At 70.2% G+C, this 17168-nt stretch carries 12 protein-coding genes; 7 read left to right on the top strand and 5 right to left on the bottom strand.

Translation table 11 applies throughout. The features are described from left to right. Positions 1-50: 50 nt before the first annotated feature. The 4 genes from ABD747_RS20805 to ABD747_RS20790 all read left to right on the top strand — a co-directional run bounded on the left by ABD747_RS20805 (position 51) and on the right by ABD747_RS20790 (position 6358). Entirely contained in the window at positions 51-653 is a 603-nt protein-coding gene (locus ABD747_RS20805) for a hypothetical protein (RefSeq protein ID WP_344808219.1), read from the top strand. Positions 654-765: 112 nt separating this feature from the next. Beyond that, positions 766-1155, top strand: a complete 390-nt coding sequence (locus ABD747_RS20800; protein WP_344808217.1) for a hypothetical protein — start codon at positions 766-768, stop codon at positions 1153-1155. Positions 1156-1409: 254 nt separating this feature from the next. Next, entirely contained in the window at positions 1410-2078 is a 669-nt protein-coding gene (locus ABD747_RS20795) for a nuclease-related domain-containing protein (protein WP_344808216.1), read from the top strand. Between the two features lie 182 nt (positions 2079-2260). Beyond that, positions 2261-6358 (top strand): FtsK/SpoIIIE domain-containing protein, encoded by a 4098-nt coding sequence (locus tag ABD747_RS20790; RefSeq protein WP_344808214.1) that lies wholly within the window; start codon positions 2261-2263, stop codon positions 6356-6358. A gap of 498 nt (positions 6359-6856) precedes the next feature. Here the strand turns inward: ABD747_RS20790 and ABD747_RS20785 are convergent, their stop codons facing one another. Together ABD747_RS20785 and ABD747_RS20780 are read right to left on the bottom strand one after the other, a co-directional pair. Continuing rightward, positions 6857-7396 (bottom strand): ANTAR domain-containing protein, encoded by a 540-nt coding sequence (locus tag ABD747_RS20785; RefSeq protein ID WP_344808212.1) that lies wholly within the window; start codon positions 7394-7396, stop codon positions 6857-6859. Positions 7397-7457: 61 nt separating this feature from the next. Beyond that, positions 7458-8567, bottom strand: a complete 1110-nt coding sequence (locus ABD747_RS20780; RefSeq protein ID WP_344808210.1) for a GAF domain-containing protein — start codon at positions 8565-8567, stop codon at positions 7458-7460. A gap of 486 nt (positions 8568-9053) precedes the next feature. On the opposite strand from ABD747_RS20780, the gene ABD747_RS20775 reads away from it, so the two are divergent. Further along, positions 9054-9542 (top strand): hypothetical protein, encoded by a 489-nt coding sequence (locus tag ABD747_RS20775; RefSeq protein ID WP_344808208.1) that lies wholly within the window; start codon positions 9054-9056, stop codon positions 9540-9542. Between the two features lie 224 nt (positions 9543-9766). On the opposite strand, the gene ABD747_RS20770 is transcribed toward ABD747_RS20775, so the two are convergent. The 3 genes from ABD747_RS20770 to ABD747_RS20760 are packed head-to-tail and all read right to left on the bottom strand — an operon-like array spanning position 9767 to position 13562. Continuing rightward, positions 9767-11080, bottom strand: coding sequence for a Tm-1-like ATP-binding domain-containing protein (locus tag ABD747_RS20770; protein WP_344808206.1), 1314 nt, complete (start codon positions 11078-11080; stop codon positions 9767-9769). Then, positions 11077-12531, bottom strand: a complete 1455-nt coding sequence (locus ABD747_RS20765; protein WP_344808204.1) for a hypothetical protein — start codon at positions 12529-12531, stop codon at positions 11077-11079. Before ABD747_RS20765 ends, ABD747_RS20770 begins: the two co-directional genes overlap by 4 nt. Positions 12532-12536: 5 nt before the next feature. Beyond that, positions 12537-13562, bottom strand: coding sequence for a Gfo/Idh/MocA family oxidoreductase (locus ABD747_RS20760; RefSeq protein WP_344808202.1), 1026 nt, complete (start codon positions 13560-13562; stop codon positions 12537-12539). Positions 13563-15285: 1723 nt separating this feature from the next. Here ABD747_RS20760 and ABD747_RS20755 point away from each other — a divergent pair. Both ABD747_RS20755 and ABD747_RS20750 read left to right on the top strand, forming a co-directional pair. Then, entirely contained in the window at positions 15286-15876 is a 591-nt protein-coding gene (locus ABD747_RS20755; protein ID WP_344808200.1) for a hypothetical protein, read from the top strand. Between the two features lie 180 nt (positions 15877-16056). Beyond that, positions 16057-17148, top strand: a complete 1092-nt coding sequence (locus ABD747_RS20750) for a hypothetical protein (protein ID WP_344808198.1) — start codon at positions 16057-16059, stop codon at positions 17146-17148. The last annotated feature ends 20 nt before the right edge of the window (positions 17149-17168 follow it).

Genomic DNA, 17168 nt, shown 5'->3' with positions numbered 1-17168 from the left:
GTGCGGTTCCGCGCGTCGACGAACCGGGCGGCGCCGCACACGGCGCGGACATGATCATCACCGCCGCTCCCGCGAAGACCGACAAGTTCACCGCCGACCGCACGCCCCAGGCAGCGGATCCGCGCGTGGGTTCCGGGTCAGCTGTTGGCGAGACGGTCCCGGCCGGGACGAAGCGCTGCAAGGAGTGCGGCCAGACCAAGCCCCTCGAGCAGTTCTACGACGCCTCGAAGGGCACCGGCAAGCGCCCGTACTGTCGCAAGTGCGATCATCGGCGGCAGTACGAGACCCGGGCGCGGACCCGCGCCCGGACGGTCCGGCAGCGCGCCTACCACCGCTCGCTGGCCGCGTTGAAGGACCTGGTGCCGGCCGACACCTGGCACCGGGTGTACGCGGCCGAGCTGGTGAAGGCGGAAGCGGAGGTCGACCAAGTCGGCGACGTGATCTTGATGCCCGGGCAGCGGATGGACGGCGAGACTGCGGCCGACCGGATCGCAACCCTGTGCGCCGACTGCGGTGACCACCACCGACGCGGACACGCCTGCCCGGTCTGCGGGTCCACGCCGGGCCAGCCGGCCGCCGTGATCCAGATCAGCGCTCTCGCCTCAGGACAGGCGCGCGTGTCGGCGAAGCAGATCACGGTGCTCAAACCGTGAAGCTCACGGCTGACTCTGGCAAACGCATCCGTGCGGCTCTTGAGGCTCCCGGTCGAGTTTGCGTTAGTGCCGGTACTCGCGAGCCGGATTGACTACGCTCTGAGCTGGTCGGGTGGGAGTCAATGAAGATGTCCGCCGCGGGAGGTGCGATGGAGCGCTGGTTGTTCGATGTCGCTCTTGCTCTGGGTCCAATTCTCTTCGGGGGCTCACCGTCGGCATACCGCTGGCTCTCGCCGGGATTGCCGCGCACCACGCATGGGACGCCAAGAAGGAAGGCAAGGAAGGCTCCGCCTACCTCCCGTCTGTCGCGTTGGCGATCGTCGCCATCGTCCTCTTCGTCATCTGCTACAACAAGTACACGGCCGCGAAGGCAGTCTGCGACCAGATCAACACCCATCGTTCTCTCGAGCGTTCGATCGAACGGTCGCTTGGTGTAGGGCATCAGCCGAGCCAGGCCGATCTTGACTGGATCACGAACAAGTGCGACAACCTCTGGGGATAAGTGCTCGGCGAATTGAAGCGAAGCCGAAGACTGCCCGCAGGTACTCCGGTCCAAGCCGGTCGCCAATGGACCTAAGCCGGTCGGGGCCGGTGACCCCATTTCCTGAACCCCAGAGAGCCGATCGCGCAGACCAAGATCAGGTCCATCGGGGGGCCCGGCGAAGCCGAGCAAGCGGACGACAGCGTTCACTCGCGCAGTTGATCGCGAGTTCGCCAGTGCCGCAGGAGGGATCGCTCGCCGCACACCTTGACTTTGTGCGTACCCCAGTTCCACTCGGCCGGTCCATCGGCACACCAGGCGGTGGCCTGGACAACGCGACCTGGGCCCGGAACGCGGCGACCGCCAGGATCGGCCGGGAGGGGGAGCGGAGGACCGCCGCCCTGCTGGACGTTGCCTGCCGACGGACGGGCGGCGCGACGGTGCTGCACGACCTGATCATCCCCGGCTCGCGGGCGAACATCGATCATCTGGTCGTGGCCGGCCGCACCGTGTGGGTGGTCGACACGAAAGTGTGGGCACCTGGGGTGTACTGGCGGGTCGGCGGACGCGCGTTCCGCGGCATGGCCAGGTTCGAGCCGGCGGAGAAGCGGACGACGACACTGGCTGTCGACCGGCTCGGCGGCTACCTACGCGGGTTGGGCCTCGACGCCGTATTCGCAGCGCCGACGGTCGTCGTCTGGCCGTCGGGCGCCAGCGCGCCGCTCCTCTTGCTGGGAAGGGCGGGCGACAGCCCGGTCGTCTCCGGCCGCACGTTCGGCTGGGCCGTCCGGTCGATGACCCGCCCCCGCAGGTTCGGCGCGGGACGGGTCCGGACCGCCGACCAGGCGTTGGTAGAGGGGTTGTCGAGCCTGTTGGTCTCCAGGCGCGGTCGGCGCGCTGACTCTGTGGCGGTTGCCTCGGACCGAGGGCCCCGCAGGGCTTGAGCCATCCGCGGGCGCTGACGAGCGGCGATCCGTACGGGCTTGACAAGGACCCTTTCGGCGAAGCCTGCTAGCCCGTCGGTCCGGCTCGCCTCTGAGCGCACGGCCGGTCGGCCGCATGGATCCAGGTGAGAACGGCCCGGACCCTCGGGCCGCAATGCTGCGGATCAGGCGAGGAGCAGACAGTGGGCGTGCGCAGGTCCGAGACCACGCCGTCGCTGCTCGGGTCGGTGCTGACCGTTGTTGTCGCGGGCCCGGCTCTGTGCCTGCTGCTGTGGTGGCTGGGCCTGCCCGGCGCGGCGGCGGTGTGGCTGGCGATCATCGTGCGCGGCAGCGCGGTCGTCCCGCCGGAGCTGACCGGACCCAGGCGGGACGGGCGGCCGACGGTCGGTTCGGAACTGGAGCAGCGGCGGCTGGACCGCTACCTGCTGGCCGTCGACCTGCGGGACGCCTGCCTGAACCCGGCCACGCTCGCGCCGGGCTGGCCGGTGCTGGCGTCGTCGCTGGTCGCGGTCCTGGTCGGCGTGTTGGTCTGGCTGGTCCCGCAGGCGTGGCCGGTGACCCGGTGGGTGGACGGCGGGTTGGCCGCGCTGGTCGTCGCCGCCGTGGCCGGCTCCGGCCGGAAGGCGGGCGGGAGTGGCGAGCCGTGCCCAGGGACCAGGGTCGACACCCTGCCGGGTCTGCTGGCCCGGTCGCCGGTCCGCAGCGTGCTGCTGGGAACGGCGGGGCTGCTGGCCGGCGCGGCGGCCGCCGCCGTCGCGGTCCGGGTGGCTTCCCTGCCGGTCTGGTCGGGTCTCCGGCGCGCTCTGCTGGGGTTCGAGGTGCCCGGTGCGGGACCGTTGCCGTGGCCGGCGCCGCTGCGCGAGTTCCCCAGCACCCCGGGCTGGTGGTTCGTTGTGCCCGCCGTCCTGCTCGGAGCGGTGGCGCTGCTCGGGCCCGGCTGGCAACGGCTCGCGCTGGCGAACTGGCGGGCACTGGTCCGGGCCCGGGCCGAGTGGGCGGAGCGGTGGGCGGTGGTGAAGGTCGACCCGGCGCCCCGGCTGGTCGACCGCCACGCGCTCGACGGCCCGAACGGGACGGTGATCGTGGAGACGTTCGGCTGCAACCCGGGCCACCCGGCGGACAAGGTATTGGCCCTCGCGGACCGGCTGCGACCCACCCTGGGCGACGACTCGGTCCGGTTGGCGCTGCTGCCGCTGCCGCGGACCGACCCGGCGACCGACGAAGCGGTGCCGGGCACCGCGTCGACGCTCGGCTTCCGTGCGGTCCGCTGGCCGGGCGGGCTGGTCGACATCACCGACCCGGCGGTCGGCCAGGAGCTGGTCGGGCCGGCGCTGGAGTCGGCGATGGCGTGGGCAGCGGAGTCGACCGGCTGGGCGCGGATGCTGCTGGTCGGCGCGACACGGATCAGCAGGCCGCCGACGCTCGCGCGTGGGTCGGGCAGTGTGGACGGGGATGAACCTGCACCGGAGGTCGACGGTGGGGACGGTCCCTCGAGGGGACGGCAGGCGTGGGCGGTGGAGTGGACGTCGCCGATCGGCATGGACATGGTGCAGGTCCGGCTCAACCTGACCGCACCGATGGCCGCATCGCTGGGCTGCGAGGTGCTTGCCGACCACCGCGCCACCGGCGGCCGGCTGCACGGGCAGGGTGTGATGTACGCGGGCGCGCTGACCGACGGGAGCGCCCGGATCGACCCGGACCGGCTGCCCGCGCCGCTGCCGGCCGGCGTCGACGGGCCGGGCCAGATGCTGGAGAACCTCACCGTCGACGACTGGTGGGTCCGGGTGTGGGCGGCGGTGCTCGGCTCCGACGCCAACCCGCCGACCCCGAAGCACAACGTGCGCAGCACCGTCACCCTGCCCGGCGGGGTCGAGATCGTCACCCAGCCGTTCGTGGTGCGGCAGGGCCAGGACCCACGGGACTTCTTCGGCCGGGAGGCCAAGCTGACCTCCGCGATGGACTCGATGGGGTTCGTCGCGGTCACCGCGTTCCCGGACCGGTCGTCGAACCGGCCCGGCGAACGTCACCCGATGGCGTTCCAGGTTCACTACTCGCGAGGGGCGGTGCCGCGGATCACCGCGCTCGGACCGGTGCCGCCGGCGGCCGCGCTGCCGCTGCTGGCCGGCCGGGTCAACGCGGCGTTCCGCGCGGCCAGGCTCGCCCAGCCGGAGACCTACGCGGTCCGCTGCCTCACCGAGCCCGGATCGACGGGCCACATCTGGGAGGCCCGGGTCCGGCTGTACGACGGGGTCACGCTGGCCGACCTGCGGGCCCGGCGCAAGCAGCTGGCGATCACCCTCGGGGTGCCGTGGCTGCGGATCGTGGAGGACGGCAACGACTGCCGCCTCGTCGCCGGCGTCGACCTGGCCGGGGCGCGGCTGGGGCCGCAGCCGCGGGCCGAGCTCGCCGCCCACGACTGGGAGCAGGTGTGGCGCGACGCCCGCTGCACCGGCGCCGACGGCGCCCTGCCGGCGCTGCTGTCGGTCCGGGCCCTACCAAGCAACGACGCCGTTTCCGAGCTGGTGTTCCGGATCCCGGCCGGTCTGGACCTGGCCCGGCTCCGGTCGGCGAAAGGGAAGCTGGCGACCGGGTCGGAGAACGGCTTCGTCGAGATCGGGCCCGGCGCCGAGCCATCCACGGTCACCGTGCTGGCCGCGCGGACCGACCCGATGCCGGCGGTGGCGCCGTACCGGTTCGGGGCGGACCCGGGCGAGCACCGGATCGCGTTCGCCGACGGAATCGACGGCGAACCGGTGGCGATGGACCTGACCGAGGTCGCCCACCTGTTGCTGGTCGGCACCTCCGGCGGCGGCAAGACGACCGCCGGGCAGGCCATCATTCAGGGGGCGCTGGCAGGCGGGGCGCAGGTCGTGGTCGTGGACGTGCAGAAGGGCTGCGCCGACTTCCGCTACGCCGAGCCGTGGTGCCTGCGGATGGCCGGAGACCTGGCCGACGCCGCGGCCACCATGACCGCCCTGTACGCGGAGGTGCAGCGCCGCCGCGACCTGAACGCCGCCCACGGTGTCGGGTCGGTGCACGCCCTGCCGGCGGCGATCCGGCCGCCGGACGTGTTCGTCGTCGTCGACGAGTTCTTCGGCCTGATCTCGTCGGCGGAGCGCCCCGCCACCCGGTCGGAGCCGAACCCGGACCTGGAGGCGGCCCGGCTGGAAGCGCTGGCCGCGTACAGCGCGAAGGCGCGGATCGCCTACCTGGCGGGCAGGATCGGCGCGGAGGCCCGCTCGGCCGGATTCCACCTGGTGCTGATGACGCAGGCGCTCACCTCGAAGATGCGGCTGCCCGCGTCGATCGCGGACCTGAAGGTGAACAGCAACCGGATCCTGCTCGGCAAAGCTAACCACGGCGAGCGGATGTCGGCGCTGCGGCAGCCGGAGACCGCGCCCGATCCGGGCGAAACGGTGCCGAGGGGCCGCGGCGTCTACGAGCCGGTGGTGGGGGAGGCCCGGCTCGTCCAGTTCTGGTACGCCCCGACCGGTGAGTACCGGACCTGGCTGGAGCACCATGTCGACAAGGTCGCCGAGCAGGATCGGCTCGACATCGAGCCGCACCGGATGGACCCCACCGCGGGGGCGGAGTTCGTGATCACCGACGAGCGAGACGGCGAGGAGAGGGTAGCCGGCGCGCGGGTCGTCGACGGTATGCCCGAGACGGCACCGGTTGAGGTCGACGACACCCTGGACCTGTTCGACGGCCTCGAGCTGCCCGAGCTGGTCGACGACATCGACGTCGACTGGTCGATCGTTGTCGGCGCCGAGGACGGGATTGGCCGGGACGGGGAGGCGACGCTCCCCGGCCGCAGTGTTGATCAACCTCCGGGCCGCCGGGCCGACCGGGAAAGGGAGCCTTTTGATCTTGGCGGGGGTGGGCCGGAGACTGCTTCCGGTCCGTACCAGGGAGGGGAACCCGCCACAGGGTCGGCCCACGACGAGGATGATCAAGACGGCGAGGACGGGTGGGACGACCGGCCGGATGCGCGGGGCGGGATTCGGCCGGCGCGTGAGAACGACGGTGCCGACGAGGAGTGGTTCGGAATCGGGCCGGAGCGTGGCGGCGGTGGTTCAGCCGGGGCAGTCATCCGCGCCGATCCGGTCGACGAGGAGGAGTTCGGTGACTGGCCGCCGCGCCCGCCCGCGGCAGCCGACCGCACGGGAAACGACATCGCCGAAGAAGACCTTCCCGATGGAGCCGATCCAGGCGTTGACGCGGACCCGCCGGTTCCGGTGCCGATGGCCGATCCGCTCGCCGGATTGCGGAGACGTTGAGCGTTCGAGGCTCACGCGATCGCGACGACCTGGAGACAGCGACACACACAGATCGTGCGGCCGCACGGCAGGTGGACGGTTCGAAAAGCACTCGTCGGTTCACGTATTCGACCGACCAAAAGGCATCGCACGCAAGATCGAGATCACCCCAATGCCAGGCCGCCGAACGATTCCGGATGAAGTCGACTGAGGGGCCTCCGCCCAGCCCCGAACAGAGCCTCCGCGCGCACTGTCGGACAGTCCCGTGTCGAAATGGCGTCCCGGCCCATGGCGGGATTCGGCGGCGACAACACGGCCGCGGTGGCCCTGCGGTGGCCCAGGCTGCCGATCCGCTCTGGATAGGTCAAGGCGGCGCCGCGCGCCGGTGCCCGCTCCGCGAGTTCTCGCGTCGCTGTGGGCTGCGCCGCGGCGTCCGGTGGGGGCTCGGAGATGTTCGATGGGTCGTGCTCGGGGCAGTCAGCACCGTCGCACTCCCGGGGCGCGGCCAAAGCCGCCAATCTAGCTCCCGGGCAGGTCGCTGATGTCGCCCGTCTCCACCACCTCGTCCGCAACGACGCGGACCTTGCGATTGGTGTTCTGGCTGGCCCTGGTCAGGAGCAGAAACGCATCCGTTTCGTTGACCTTTCGGCTCGCCATCACGATGCCAATGGCGGCCCCGATCCTGCGTGACGTGCGCAGCGCCTCCTGCAACTGCTCGGCATGCTGTTGGCTGATCAGCCCCTCGGCCCGCAGTTCGAGGATCATGGCCCGGTCGACATCGACGTGCGCCTCCAGCTCGCTGATCCTGCGCCGGTCGTCAGCAGACAGCTCTTCGCTCACGTCGGCCCTGCGGTCCGCCGCGGCGGCGCGCTCTTCGATCACGTCGGCCCGCTGCTCCGCGGCGTCGGCGCGGGCCTCGATGGCGCTCGACCGATGGTTGGCCGCGTCGGCGCGGCCGAGCAGCGAGTCAATGTCGGCACGATTAGCGGTCATGCGCTCCCGCAGGTCGTCGATCTGTCGCTGCAACTCGGACTCGTCGTCAGGTCGCTCGTCGTTCATGACCAAATTATGGCGCGCAGATTCGGGCGTGCCGATACCCAGAACGCCGACTTGGCGCCCGTCAGGACAGGTGCAGTTCTCCCGCCACGATGGCCCGCGCCACGCCGGAAAGTGATGCTCCGCTGCCGAGGACGTGTCCGCGGATACGGGAGAGGGCTTCCTGCAGGCTGACCTTCAGCTGCACGGAAACGATGCCGGCGGCGATGTGCACAACCGGCAACGCCAGCGCGGTGTCCGCGCCGTGCTCCCAGGTGTCACGGTCGCCCAGCAGGGCGGTGGCGGCGACCTGCGCCAGGAACGCCGCGTCGTCCAGCTCTTCTCGGTCAGGTAAGGCCCGGGTGCGACGGTAGAGCGTCAGGCAGCCAACGCCGACGCCACCGAGCCGGAGGGGGAACGACCACAGGCTCTGCAGCCCACTCTCACCGGCCACCGCCACGTATCCGGGCCACCGCTCCTGCGCCGCCCCCAGATCGTCCACGACGACCAGGCCCTGAACTTGGTGCGCGGTGACCGCCGGGCCCTCACCCATGAGCTGGTGGACCTCCTCCACTGTGCGAGTCCACTCGTCGGTGGCCGCTAGCGGATCCGGGGTCCCGTCGGCGTCGAAACCGGTCACCGCCGCCCCGTCCACGCTGTCCAACAGCTGCGGCGCGGCCGCACAGACCGCGCCGGCCCAGCCCGACCACGAACCTGACAGGCACTGATCGGTCACCGCCAGCCATATCCGCCGGAGCCGGCGCTCCGATTCCCCCACGTCCGACCAGCCTCGGCTGGCCAAGATCGTGGCCACCCCGGCCTGCAGTCGGTCATATCCCACACCAAGCCGCTCGACATCTAGCAGCCCGCGATCCGCGACCGAACGCTCGCCGCCGCCGTCGCCGGACCGGGTCCCGTCGGGTCGGTCCGCCCGAGTAACGCCGATCACCGACGGCAACGCCGGCCCAGGACCGCGACGTCGTCTGGTGGCGGCCTGCTGCGCCGTCTGCAGCCGCTCCGACGCCTCACTGAAGTGAACTCGCGCGGCCTGCGCCCGCAGCTGCGCGCGCCGCACGTCTTCAGGCGTTGAAGCCTCGCCGGCCGACAGCCGATCGATCCGCTCGTCCAACTCCGCCACACGCTCCGCCAGCAGCGCCACCCGGCGGGCCGCCGCCTCCGTTCCCCCCGAGGCCATGGCATCACCTCCAACCAGGACCGCTACCTACCGCAGTATCCCCCCGGCCCGGGCGTAAACGCGTCACCCCAGCCCGACCCAGCGCCCAACCCATCCAGAGCCTCGCCGTCCATCGAGGCGCCCTCGGCTGTGGCTGAGCGCGGTACTCGCCCGTCTGAGAAAGAGAGATCTGGGTGCCACGCTCAGGATTCGCGAAACAGCTGCAGTAACCGATGGGAAGCTCATGTCGTTGCCTGCAGCGGCGGCACTCGCTCACCGAAAGTTGCGGTGACCAGATCGCCCTCCCCGCGACACACATCCTTCAGTCGTTGGACTGTGAAGATTCGGTGCGGAACTGCTTGAACAGGTCCGGCCTTTGTCGGTCCTGCCACGATGCTCGCAGGGGCTGTCGGTCCGGCTTTGTCCGCGATCACGTGGGCGCCGCACACATAGCGGTCACTGCGGGCCGCACCGGAGACGGCCCCACCCGCGTGGAAGGAAACCGCCGTGGACGCTGCCGACAGGCTGTCCCTGGTCGCCGCCGCCGCGACCTCCCTCGGCCCGATCGAGGACCCGTCGACCTTCGCCGCGAAGGTCCGCGACCGTGCCGTCGAGCTGTACCTGATGTCGAGGGAACGCGGCGCCGTCGGCCGGGCCCTTGAGCAGCTCGACGAATGCCGGACCTATGTCGCCACCGTCCTCGGCGGCAAGGTGGAGCATCATCCGCTGCCCGACGGCGGTGAGCTGCGACGCGGCCTAGTCCGGCTCAAGGTCGCCGCCAGCAAGTACAACCGGGACGGCGTGGAGGAGATCCGCACCGAACTGCTCAGCACCGACGAGGGCGCCGCCCTGTGGGCGAGGATCCGCGGGCTCGTCGGCCACCGCGTCCTGGTCTACGCCCAGACCGAGGAGAAGGACTCCCGCAAGGTGAAGACGATGCGGCACGTCGAGGACCTCGGCGAGGACCGCGAACTGGCTCGGGGCGACGCCGCCTGAACGATCATGCGAGGCAGGGTGGCTGCGTGGCGTGAGCTGGTGCGCGGTGGTATCTCGGGGCGGCCGCCATCCGGCCTCTCTGCTGGCGGCGCGGCTCCTGGGTGCACACGGTCGGAAGACCACTTCTTCCGTCAAGGCGGCGAGGGGCGCTTCGACCGGGTGCGAGCTCTCGTCGACGACCTTCCTGTCGTCCGCCGCTCCGGAAGGGCGCACCTCACGATCGACTACGGACCGCCGACCGGACTTGGTTGACGTGAGTGCCGTCCGCCGCTCGCCGCGGGTCGGGAGTCGGGCGCCGAATTGCTGCGTCGGACCAGGCTGATGAAGTGCTCGGCGACGATGTCGGCGAACGCGGGGTCGTTGACATGCGTCGGGACGAGATCGACGGCAATGTGGGGCTGCAGTGTAGAAGTGAGTGCGTCGATGAACGCAGCGTCGGCGTCGGGATTCCAGAGCCGACCGCCGGGCACGTCGTTCAACGAGAACCCGCGGGTCGGGACGACGACACGGACCGGTCCGCGAGCCGCATTCAGGCGGTGTGCCAGGGTCTCGCCGACGGAACGCATTTCTCCCGGGAGCAGCCGCACCAGCGTGGACGACGGGTTGTGGTGATAGGTCTGCCGGCACTGCCACTGTGCGGGAACCGGGGCCGGCTGGTTGAAGAAGTCGACCCCACCGGGCACGACGATGCGGGGGAGCGCGGATTCCGCGGAGATGCTGAGCCGTTCGGGCGGGGCGGTCAGGATTCCGTCCATCAGCGTGTTCGAGATCTCGGCCAGGGTGTAGTCGATGATGCCGGCGAAGGAACCCCCGACCGCCGTTCGCTCCATCAGCGCTCCGCCGACCCCGTTGGCGTGGAAGACGACTGTCTCGTATCCGGCGTCGTCGAGCCTTGTTCGCAGTCTCATGACTCCGGGGGTGGTGTTGCCGAGCATCGTGACCCCGACTTGGGCGGGGAAGCCGTCAGCCGTCGCGGCTCCGCGATGGGTGGAACTATTGCGGGCCATGCCGACAACCGCTGCGGCCGCGTTGTCGAAGATCGTGCGGGCCAGGCTGTGCAGTCCGATGATGTCAACCACGGAGTGCATCAGCGTGATGTCGGATTCGCCGACGAACGGGGCGAATCGGCGGCGCCCGGAAGCGCACGGCGTGATGATCAGCTTCGGCACTCCGACGGGGAGCATCTGCATCGCCGCAGCGCCGAGCAGGGCGCCCTCGGCCCCACCAAGGCACAGCGCCCCGTCGGCGTGACCGCTCTCCCACAGATCGGAGCAGACTTTTCGCAGCCCCTCCGACATCTGCGTGACGGCGGCCCCGCGGCTGCCCGCACGTCGGACCGCGTCGATCGAACGGCCGGCAGCGGCGGCGACGTGCTGCCGGTCGATGTCGGGGACGATGTCGAGCGGGGAACCCATGATGCCGGAGTCGATCACCGTGGGTCGGGCGCCGAGCGCGATCAGCCGGTCGCGGACGTAGGCGATTTCGGATCCTTTCGTGTCGAGCGTGCCGATGAGCAAGATCCGCGGCCGCGTGCTCATGGCTGCATCGGTGCGTCGAGGATGGCCTTGGTCGGTTGAGCGCGCAAGGATCGGAAGCCGCGGATCCGACCCGCGTCGGGCGCGCCGTCGGCGTAGGTCGCGGCTTCGATGTAGCCGAGCCCCGGCGGGAATGACACGTCGTCGTCCAGGACCATGACGTACGGCTCGATCGTCAGCCGGCTCATCGTGCCGCTGGTGCCGTTGGCGTGGTCACCGGTGTGCAGATGGCCGTGCAGGTCGGTGTCGGACCAGAACGAGGACGTGTAGTTGCGGCGTCCGACGACGAGACCGCCGCTCAGGTCGATCGCTGCGCCCTTCCCGATCACGGTGGCCTGTCCGATGTAGACGAGGCTCGGCATGTCGAAGCCGTGCGGGGTGAAGTACATCTTGCAGCCGAGTCCGAGATTCGCCACTCGGCTGAACCCGAGCACGCTTCGGGCGAACGCTGTCCAGGCCTGCCGAACTCGGCGGTCCGGCCACACGGCCTCCGGGGCGAACGAGGCGATCCGGGTCAGGTTGGACACGGTCTGCCCGGCCAGCTTCTGGTGCGGATCCACCACGTAGTCCTCGACGCGACGGGTCCGAGACGTGAGCCGCTCGGCGACGATGGCCTCGGCGTCTGGGTGGCTCAGGTATTCGCCACGCTGGTCGTAGATCTGGGCCAGTTCGGCGAGGCTGGCCGCATGATCGGCGGAGAAGCGTTCATCCACCTCGGCCAGCTGCGCGATGGTCCGTGCGACGTCGACGAAGACCCGTTCACGGGTCTTGCTCAGCGAGCCTTGCCACAGTGCCTGGATTCGGTCCTCCGTGCTGGTCGGAAAGTCGAAGGGGGTGTCAATGGTGTCGGTGCCGGCGAGGACCCGTTCCCGCAGGGTGGTCGAGCCGCTCGATCGGTCGCCGTTCAGCACGGACTGCAGCGGTTCGGCGACGATCTGGTGATCATCGGTCCGGTAGGTTGCGCAGAGGAGGTCGGCGGCCTCCCCGCGCACGTCGATCGGCATCAGCGGGTTGTCGCTGACGATGCTTCGGACCAGCTCGGACACGATGGCGGCGTGCAGGTCGGCGCGGCCGGCGAGCGCTTCGAAGACCGTGATGGCGTGATGTTTCGGGGCGGCCTTGTCCAGGTTGACCCAGCCGAGCAGCAGCTCGTGGCGGAGCGCGGCTCCGAGGGCTGAGATCCCGCGGAGCGCGGGGGCGACGGGTGCCCGCTGAAGGCATTCGGTGAGGAGCCGGATGTAGTTGACGAAGGTGTCGCACAGGTCGGCGCGGTCACCGATGCGCGGGAACTCCTCGGAGTTGATCACCAGCCCGGCGACGAGGAGGTCGAGATCAGCAGCTTCAGCCGTGTCGGCGCACAGGATGTCACGGAGCCGGCGCAGCGCTTGGGCCGTCGTCTCCTCGGTGGCGAAGGTTTCCGGGTACGGCACGAAGCCGCGGTTGGAGAGGAGCATCGGTGTTACCGCCTTTCGGTGAGTCGGAGGGCGAGTTCGGTGGGGGCGAAGCAGGCGGCGTAGGTGCCACGGCGGTCGTTCCAGGACAGGTAGCTTGCCGCCGCACGGGCGAGATGGTCGTCACGGAAGCGTTGTCGGTATTGGGTCTGGCCGTGGTGGCGGACCGTGACCACGGAGTGGAAACTCGGTGTGCCGGGACGCAGCTGGCCGGGGAAGCGGAGCTCGACGCTGAACCCGTCGCTCACCGTGACCGTCAGGGTTCGCCGGCAGGGCCGGACGTTGGACAGATCGCTGCGGTGCTCGATTCCTTGCCGGTCACGAAGGACGATGTGCGCGTCCCGGTAGCCGGGGTAGATCCTGCCGTGGTGGAGCAGGTCGCGGCGTCGGACATCCTCGATGCCGAGAGGGCCGAACGCGCTGAACAGCAAGGTCAGGGTGTGCGGCAACTCGATCAAGCAGATGTTCTCCGCATGTCGCCCGAGATCGAGGTCGTGAACTCTGTCCTTGTGCAGGTGCGTTGTAGTCGAGACGATGCCGGCGTTCCGGGGCACCGTCCGGCCGCAGCGTCGGGAGAGATAGTCCGACGGGTGCTGTGCGAGCTCGGTCAGTTCGTCGAAGAGTGCGGAGTACAGGTACTGCTCCTGCACGCACATCATTTCCGGGTGGCTACGTAACATGTCCCCGATGGATCGAAGGTCAGCTGCATTCGCGGCTATCGGCTTCTCGACGACGATTCTGTCGACCCCGTGACGGAGCATCCACGAGATGCCTTCCTGGTGGAAACGGGCCGGGCAGGTGACGAAGCCCAGCGTTGACTCGGATGCGACGGGCGGTGGCTCCTGAGCGGAGTTGATGGCTGTCAGATCCGAGCCCGGGAAGAGGGTTGCCAGACCGTCGAGAAATCCCTGGCGGCGCTCGGGATCGGGGTCGATTCCGACGAAGCTCAGCCCCGATTGAGCCGAGGATTCGCGCACGGCCTTCTGGAGGCACAGGGCGAGGTTCGTTGCCTGCCGACCGGTACCGAAGAACACGACCCGGGACGCGTTCGACGGTGGAGGACCCGGAGCGGCGGCGTGTGCTGGGCCGGTGCCGAATGTGCGGACGATACCTGCCTGCGGCGCGGTCGAGGTGACAGTCATGACGACCTCCCTGAATGGTCGAATGAGAAGACTTGGCAGCATCGTGTCTGGTGGCGGCTAAGGGATGGCTAAGCCACCGGATCGTGGAGAAATCGTCGATTCTCCGCTCCACAGCACGCGTGCGGACGTCGATGACGTTTCTGAACCAGTGCTCGGACTCATGCGCGCCGGTGTCGGGGATTTCATCGGGCGTGAACGGGGGCGGTGGTCCCTGGTGCCTACCCCAGCTGGCGCTGCCGGCGGTCGGCATCGACATGGACGTATCAAGATCATCCGACTGACGTCGACATCGGCACGATCGTGCCTCGCCACCGCCCATCTCTATTTGTGATCTCGTGATCAACGACGTGCGATCCGATGGACCGGGCCTGCAGTGGTGCGAGACCTTGATCACTCAGATGCCGATGGACGGCTGGATGCCACCGAGGATCGCGCTCGCCAAGGGTGCGCGTGAAGGGGCGACGCATTGTCGTCCATGACGATCACAATGCGCGTGAGCTGATCCCCAGGGACGGTGGTTTAGCGGAGGAGCAGCGATTGGGCCGGGCGAAGACGATCAGGCGGTCCGACCAGCAACCATCCGACCTGCGCCGGCCTTGTGGTGGTCGCGGGTTCGGATGAGACAGTCGTCGTGCACGGCGAGTAGTCGGTCGAACGCGCCGACCTGGCGGGCGGGCACGGGTCGGCGGGCGGGTCACCCCTCGTCGATGGCGTCACGTGCCGGTCCGAGTCGGAAACCGGCGGCGGAGCCACCTGACATCCCGACTCGCTGCCGCAGCCATTGGCCCACCCGGAGTCGTCCGGAATGGGCCAGCGCGAGTTGGCTTCGGCGGCGTATCGAAGGGGCAAGATCCGAGCTTGCAGACGCCGGCCATGTTCGGACAGGGTGATGATAAAGCGGCTGCGTTCCGATGGTTGAATGTTGAACGGAGCGGTTTTCGGCTGCGCGGAGCGGGCGGTTGGAGGCTGAACGGGGCGGTTTTCGGCGGTTCTGTCCAGGCTGTCCAGGCTCGATTTGGTTGCCCTGGTCAGCGTTTCACCTGGTCAGGTGCCGGTTTCCAGGCTGTCCGGGCCGTCCAGGGTGTTTTGTGTATGTGTATGTGTGAAGAACGGTGTGTATATGTGTGTGTATATGTGTGTTCTCCGGTGCAGATATAAACACCCAGGCTCGCGTGTATAGAGATATGTGTATGTGACTGGACAGCCTGGTCAGTAGTAGTAATAGCCCAGATCTTACGTTGTAAACTGCTTTTGGTCAGGTGTGATGATTTCGGGTTGCTGTCCAGGCTCGGGCCGGAAATGCCTGGACAGGCCCTGGACAGCCTGGACAGACAGCTGGCCGACCCGAGGGACCCAGCCGGCCACTCGTGGAGCGCCGGGTGGCGCCGACCCGGAGCGACGCCACGCGTTCTCGGTGCCGTACTGGAGGCGCTCCCGCACACCGTTGGGGTGACGGCCGGCACCACCGCACGCGCTGCCGGCAACGACACCGCCGCACACCGTGAGGCATGACACTCGCGCATGCCTACTGCCGCTCCACCTTCGAGGCCGGGATGGCGGCGCGACCCTGGCCGGCCCCGTCCGGCGGCGTCCTGCCGCGTGGGTCGTCCGCCCGGTGAGCAACCCGTCGAAGGCGAAAGGCGACCGGGCGGAGCGCGAGGCCGTCGCCTACCTGGTCGCGGCCGTCCCGCAGCTGGTGAGCGTGTCCCGGCCGCAGCGCAAGCTCGGCGCCGGCCGGGCCGAGGACACCGGCGACCTGTGGGTGTTCGACGACTGCGCCGTCCAGGTCCGCAGCTGGGCGGTCGCCCAGATCGGCACCGCGATCCGCAGCGCCGCCATCGACGCGGCCGCCCAGGCCCGCAACGGCGACCTGGCGCACGGGTTGGGCATGGTGCCGGTCCCGCGGGCGCCGCGCGGGTCGGTGCGCTGGCTGGCCTGCTGTCTGGACTGGCCGGCCGTCCTGCCGCGGGAGCCGGTCCACTTCGAGCTGGTCGGCCGGATGCTGGCCTGGTTGCGCGCCGACGTCGGCCCGTACGGGTTCGACGCCCGGCCGCGGACCACCCGGATCGCGACCCTGCCGCGCTCCGGCGGCGGCCTGGTGCTGGTCGCCCCGATGGAGGCCTGGCTGACCGGCTACAGCACTCTGCGCGACCGCACAGTGGACGGGCCGACGCCGGCACCGTCCGGCGCCGTTCCGGCCGCCTGAAACCCAGGGCCCGGCGGCCGATCCGGACCCGATCGGGCGGCCCGGCGGCAGGACACGACGGGAGAGCGCCGCATGGAGCGGGTTGACGGCGGTCCGCGAATGTCACGGACCGTGGATCGGAACGGTGCCGGAGCCGAACGGAGATCCGGCGAGGCGACACGAGCGGAACGGGGAGACCTGATGCGGGTGGCGCGGCGGCACTGCTGGCCGGAGGAGGACCGGCCGGCGCAGTTGATGCCGTGCGCCGACCCGCTGTGGCTGGTCGAGGCGCCGCTGGCGCTGGCCCGGTTCACCGGCATCGACGTGAACGCCGTTCCGGTGGCCGAGGTGTCGGTGTTCGCCGTCCCGGTCGCGGAGGACGACTGGGTCGAGCGCGGGTTGCGCCGCTGGGAGGGCACCCGGGCGGAGGCGATGTGGCATCCGCTGCTGTGGCTGCCGGAACGGCTGGCCGCGCCGGTGGTCGCTGTCACCGGCGACGGTGCTGCGGTGGAGGAGCCGGCCGAGCTGTGGCAGGCCCGGGTGGCGTTCGAGGTCGTCGATTCCGGGCTGTACACCGCCGACGGGTGGGTCGACGTGTACGCCCTGCTCGGCCTGGACGTGGACTGTCCGGCCGACGTGGCCCGGGTCCGGGCCTGGCTCGACGGCACGGCCGACCCGCTGCTGGACGGCTTCGACCTGGAGTCGTTCGTCGCCGACGACGTCGACGAGCACGACGGGCCCGATCGGCCGTCCGGGCTCAAGCCCGACCATGATCCCGATCCCGAGCCCGGCGGGTGGGCGGCGGCGATGGCGGCCGACGTGGGGCCGCTGCTGGCGGCGGCGGCGACGGCGCTGATGGCCGACTCGCTGCTGGGGCTGGCCTACGACCTGACCGACCCGGAGAACCGGCTCGACGACGACGCCTATGCCCGCGGCGCGTGGTGGCTGGTCAGTCTCGCGATCGAGGCCGTCGCCGAACGGGACACCGCCGACACCTGGCTGGCGGTGCTCGACGCGATCCAGTCTTCCGGGGCCGAGCGGGACGCGGTCGCGGCCGCGTTGCGCCCGACGCTGCGGCTGCTCACCGAACCCAGGGACGAGCACTGGCCGGCGCTGACCGAGCTGCAACGCTTCGTCGGCCGGCTCGACCCGCGCGACGAGTCGATCCTCGCCCGCCCCGCACCGCCCACCACCGGCCTGACATCCGGCGGCGAGCGGCCGAGCACGCTTGCCGCGGTGGTATACCGCGCACCCGCCGCCAACGTCCTCCGGGTCCTCGGGCCACGACGATGACGTGTAGGGAGGCGGCCGCC

It is taken from the genome of Microlunatus ginsengisoli (genome assembly GCF_039537205.1).
Lineage (GTDB): Bacteria > Actinomycetota > Actinomycetes > Propionibacteriales > Propionibacteriaceae > Microlunatus > Microlunatus ginsengisoli.
This window is presented reverse-complemented; position numbering and strand designations above follow the sequence as displayed.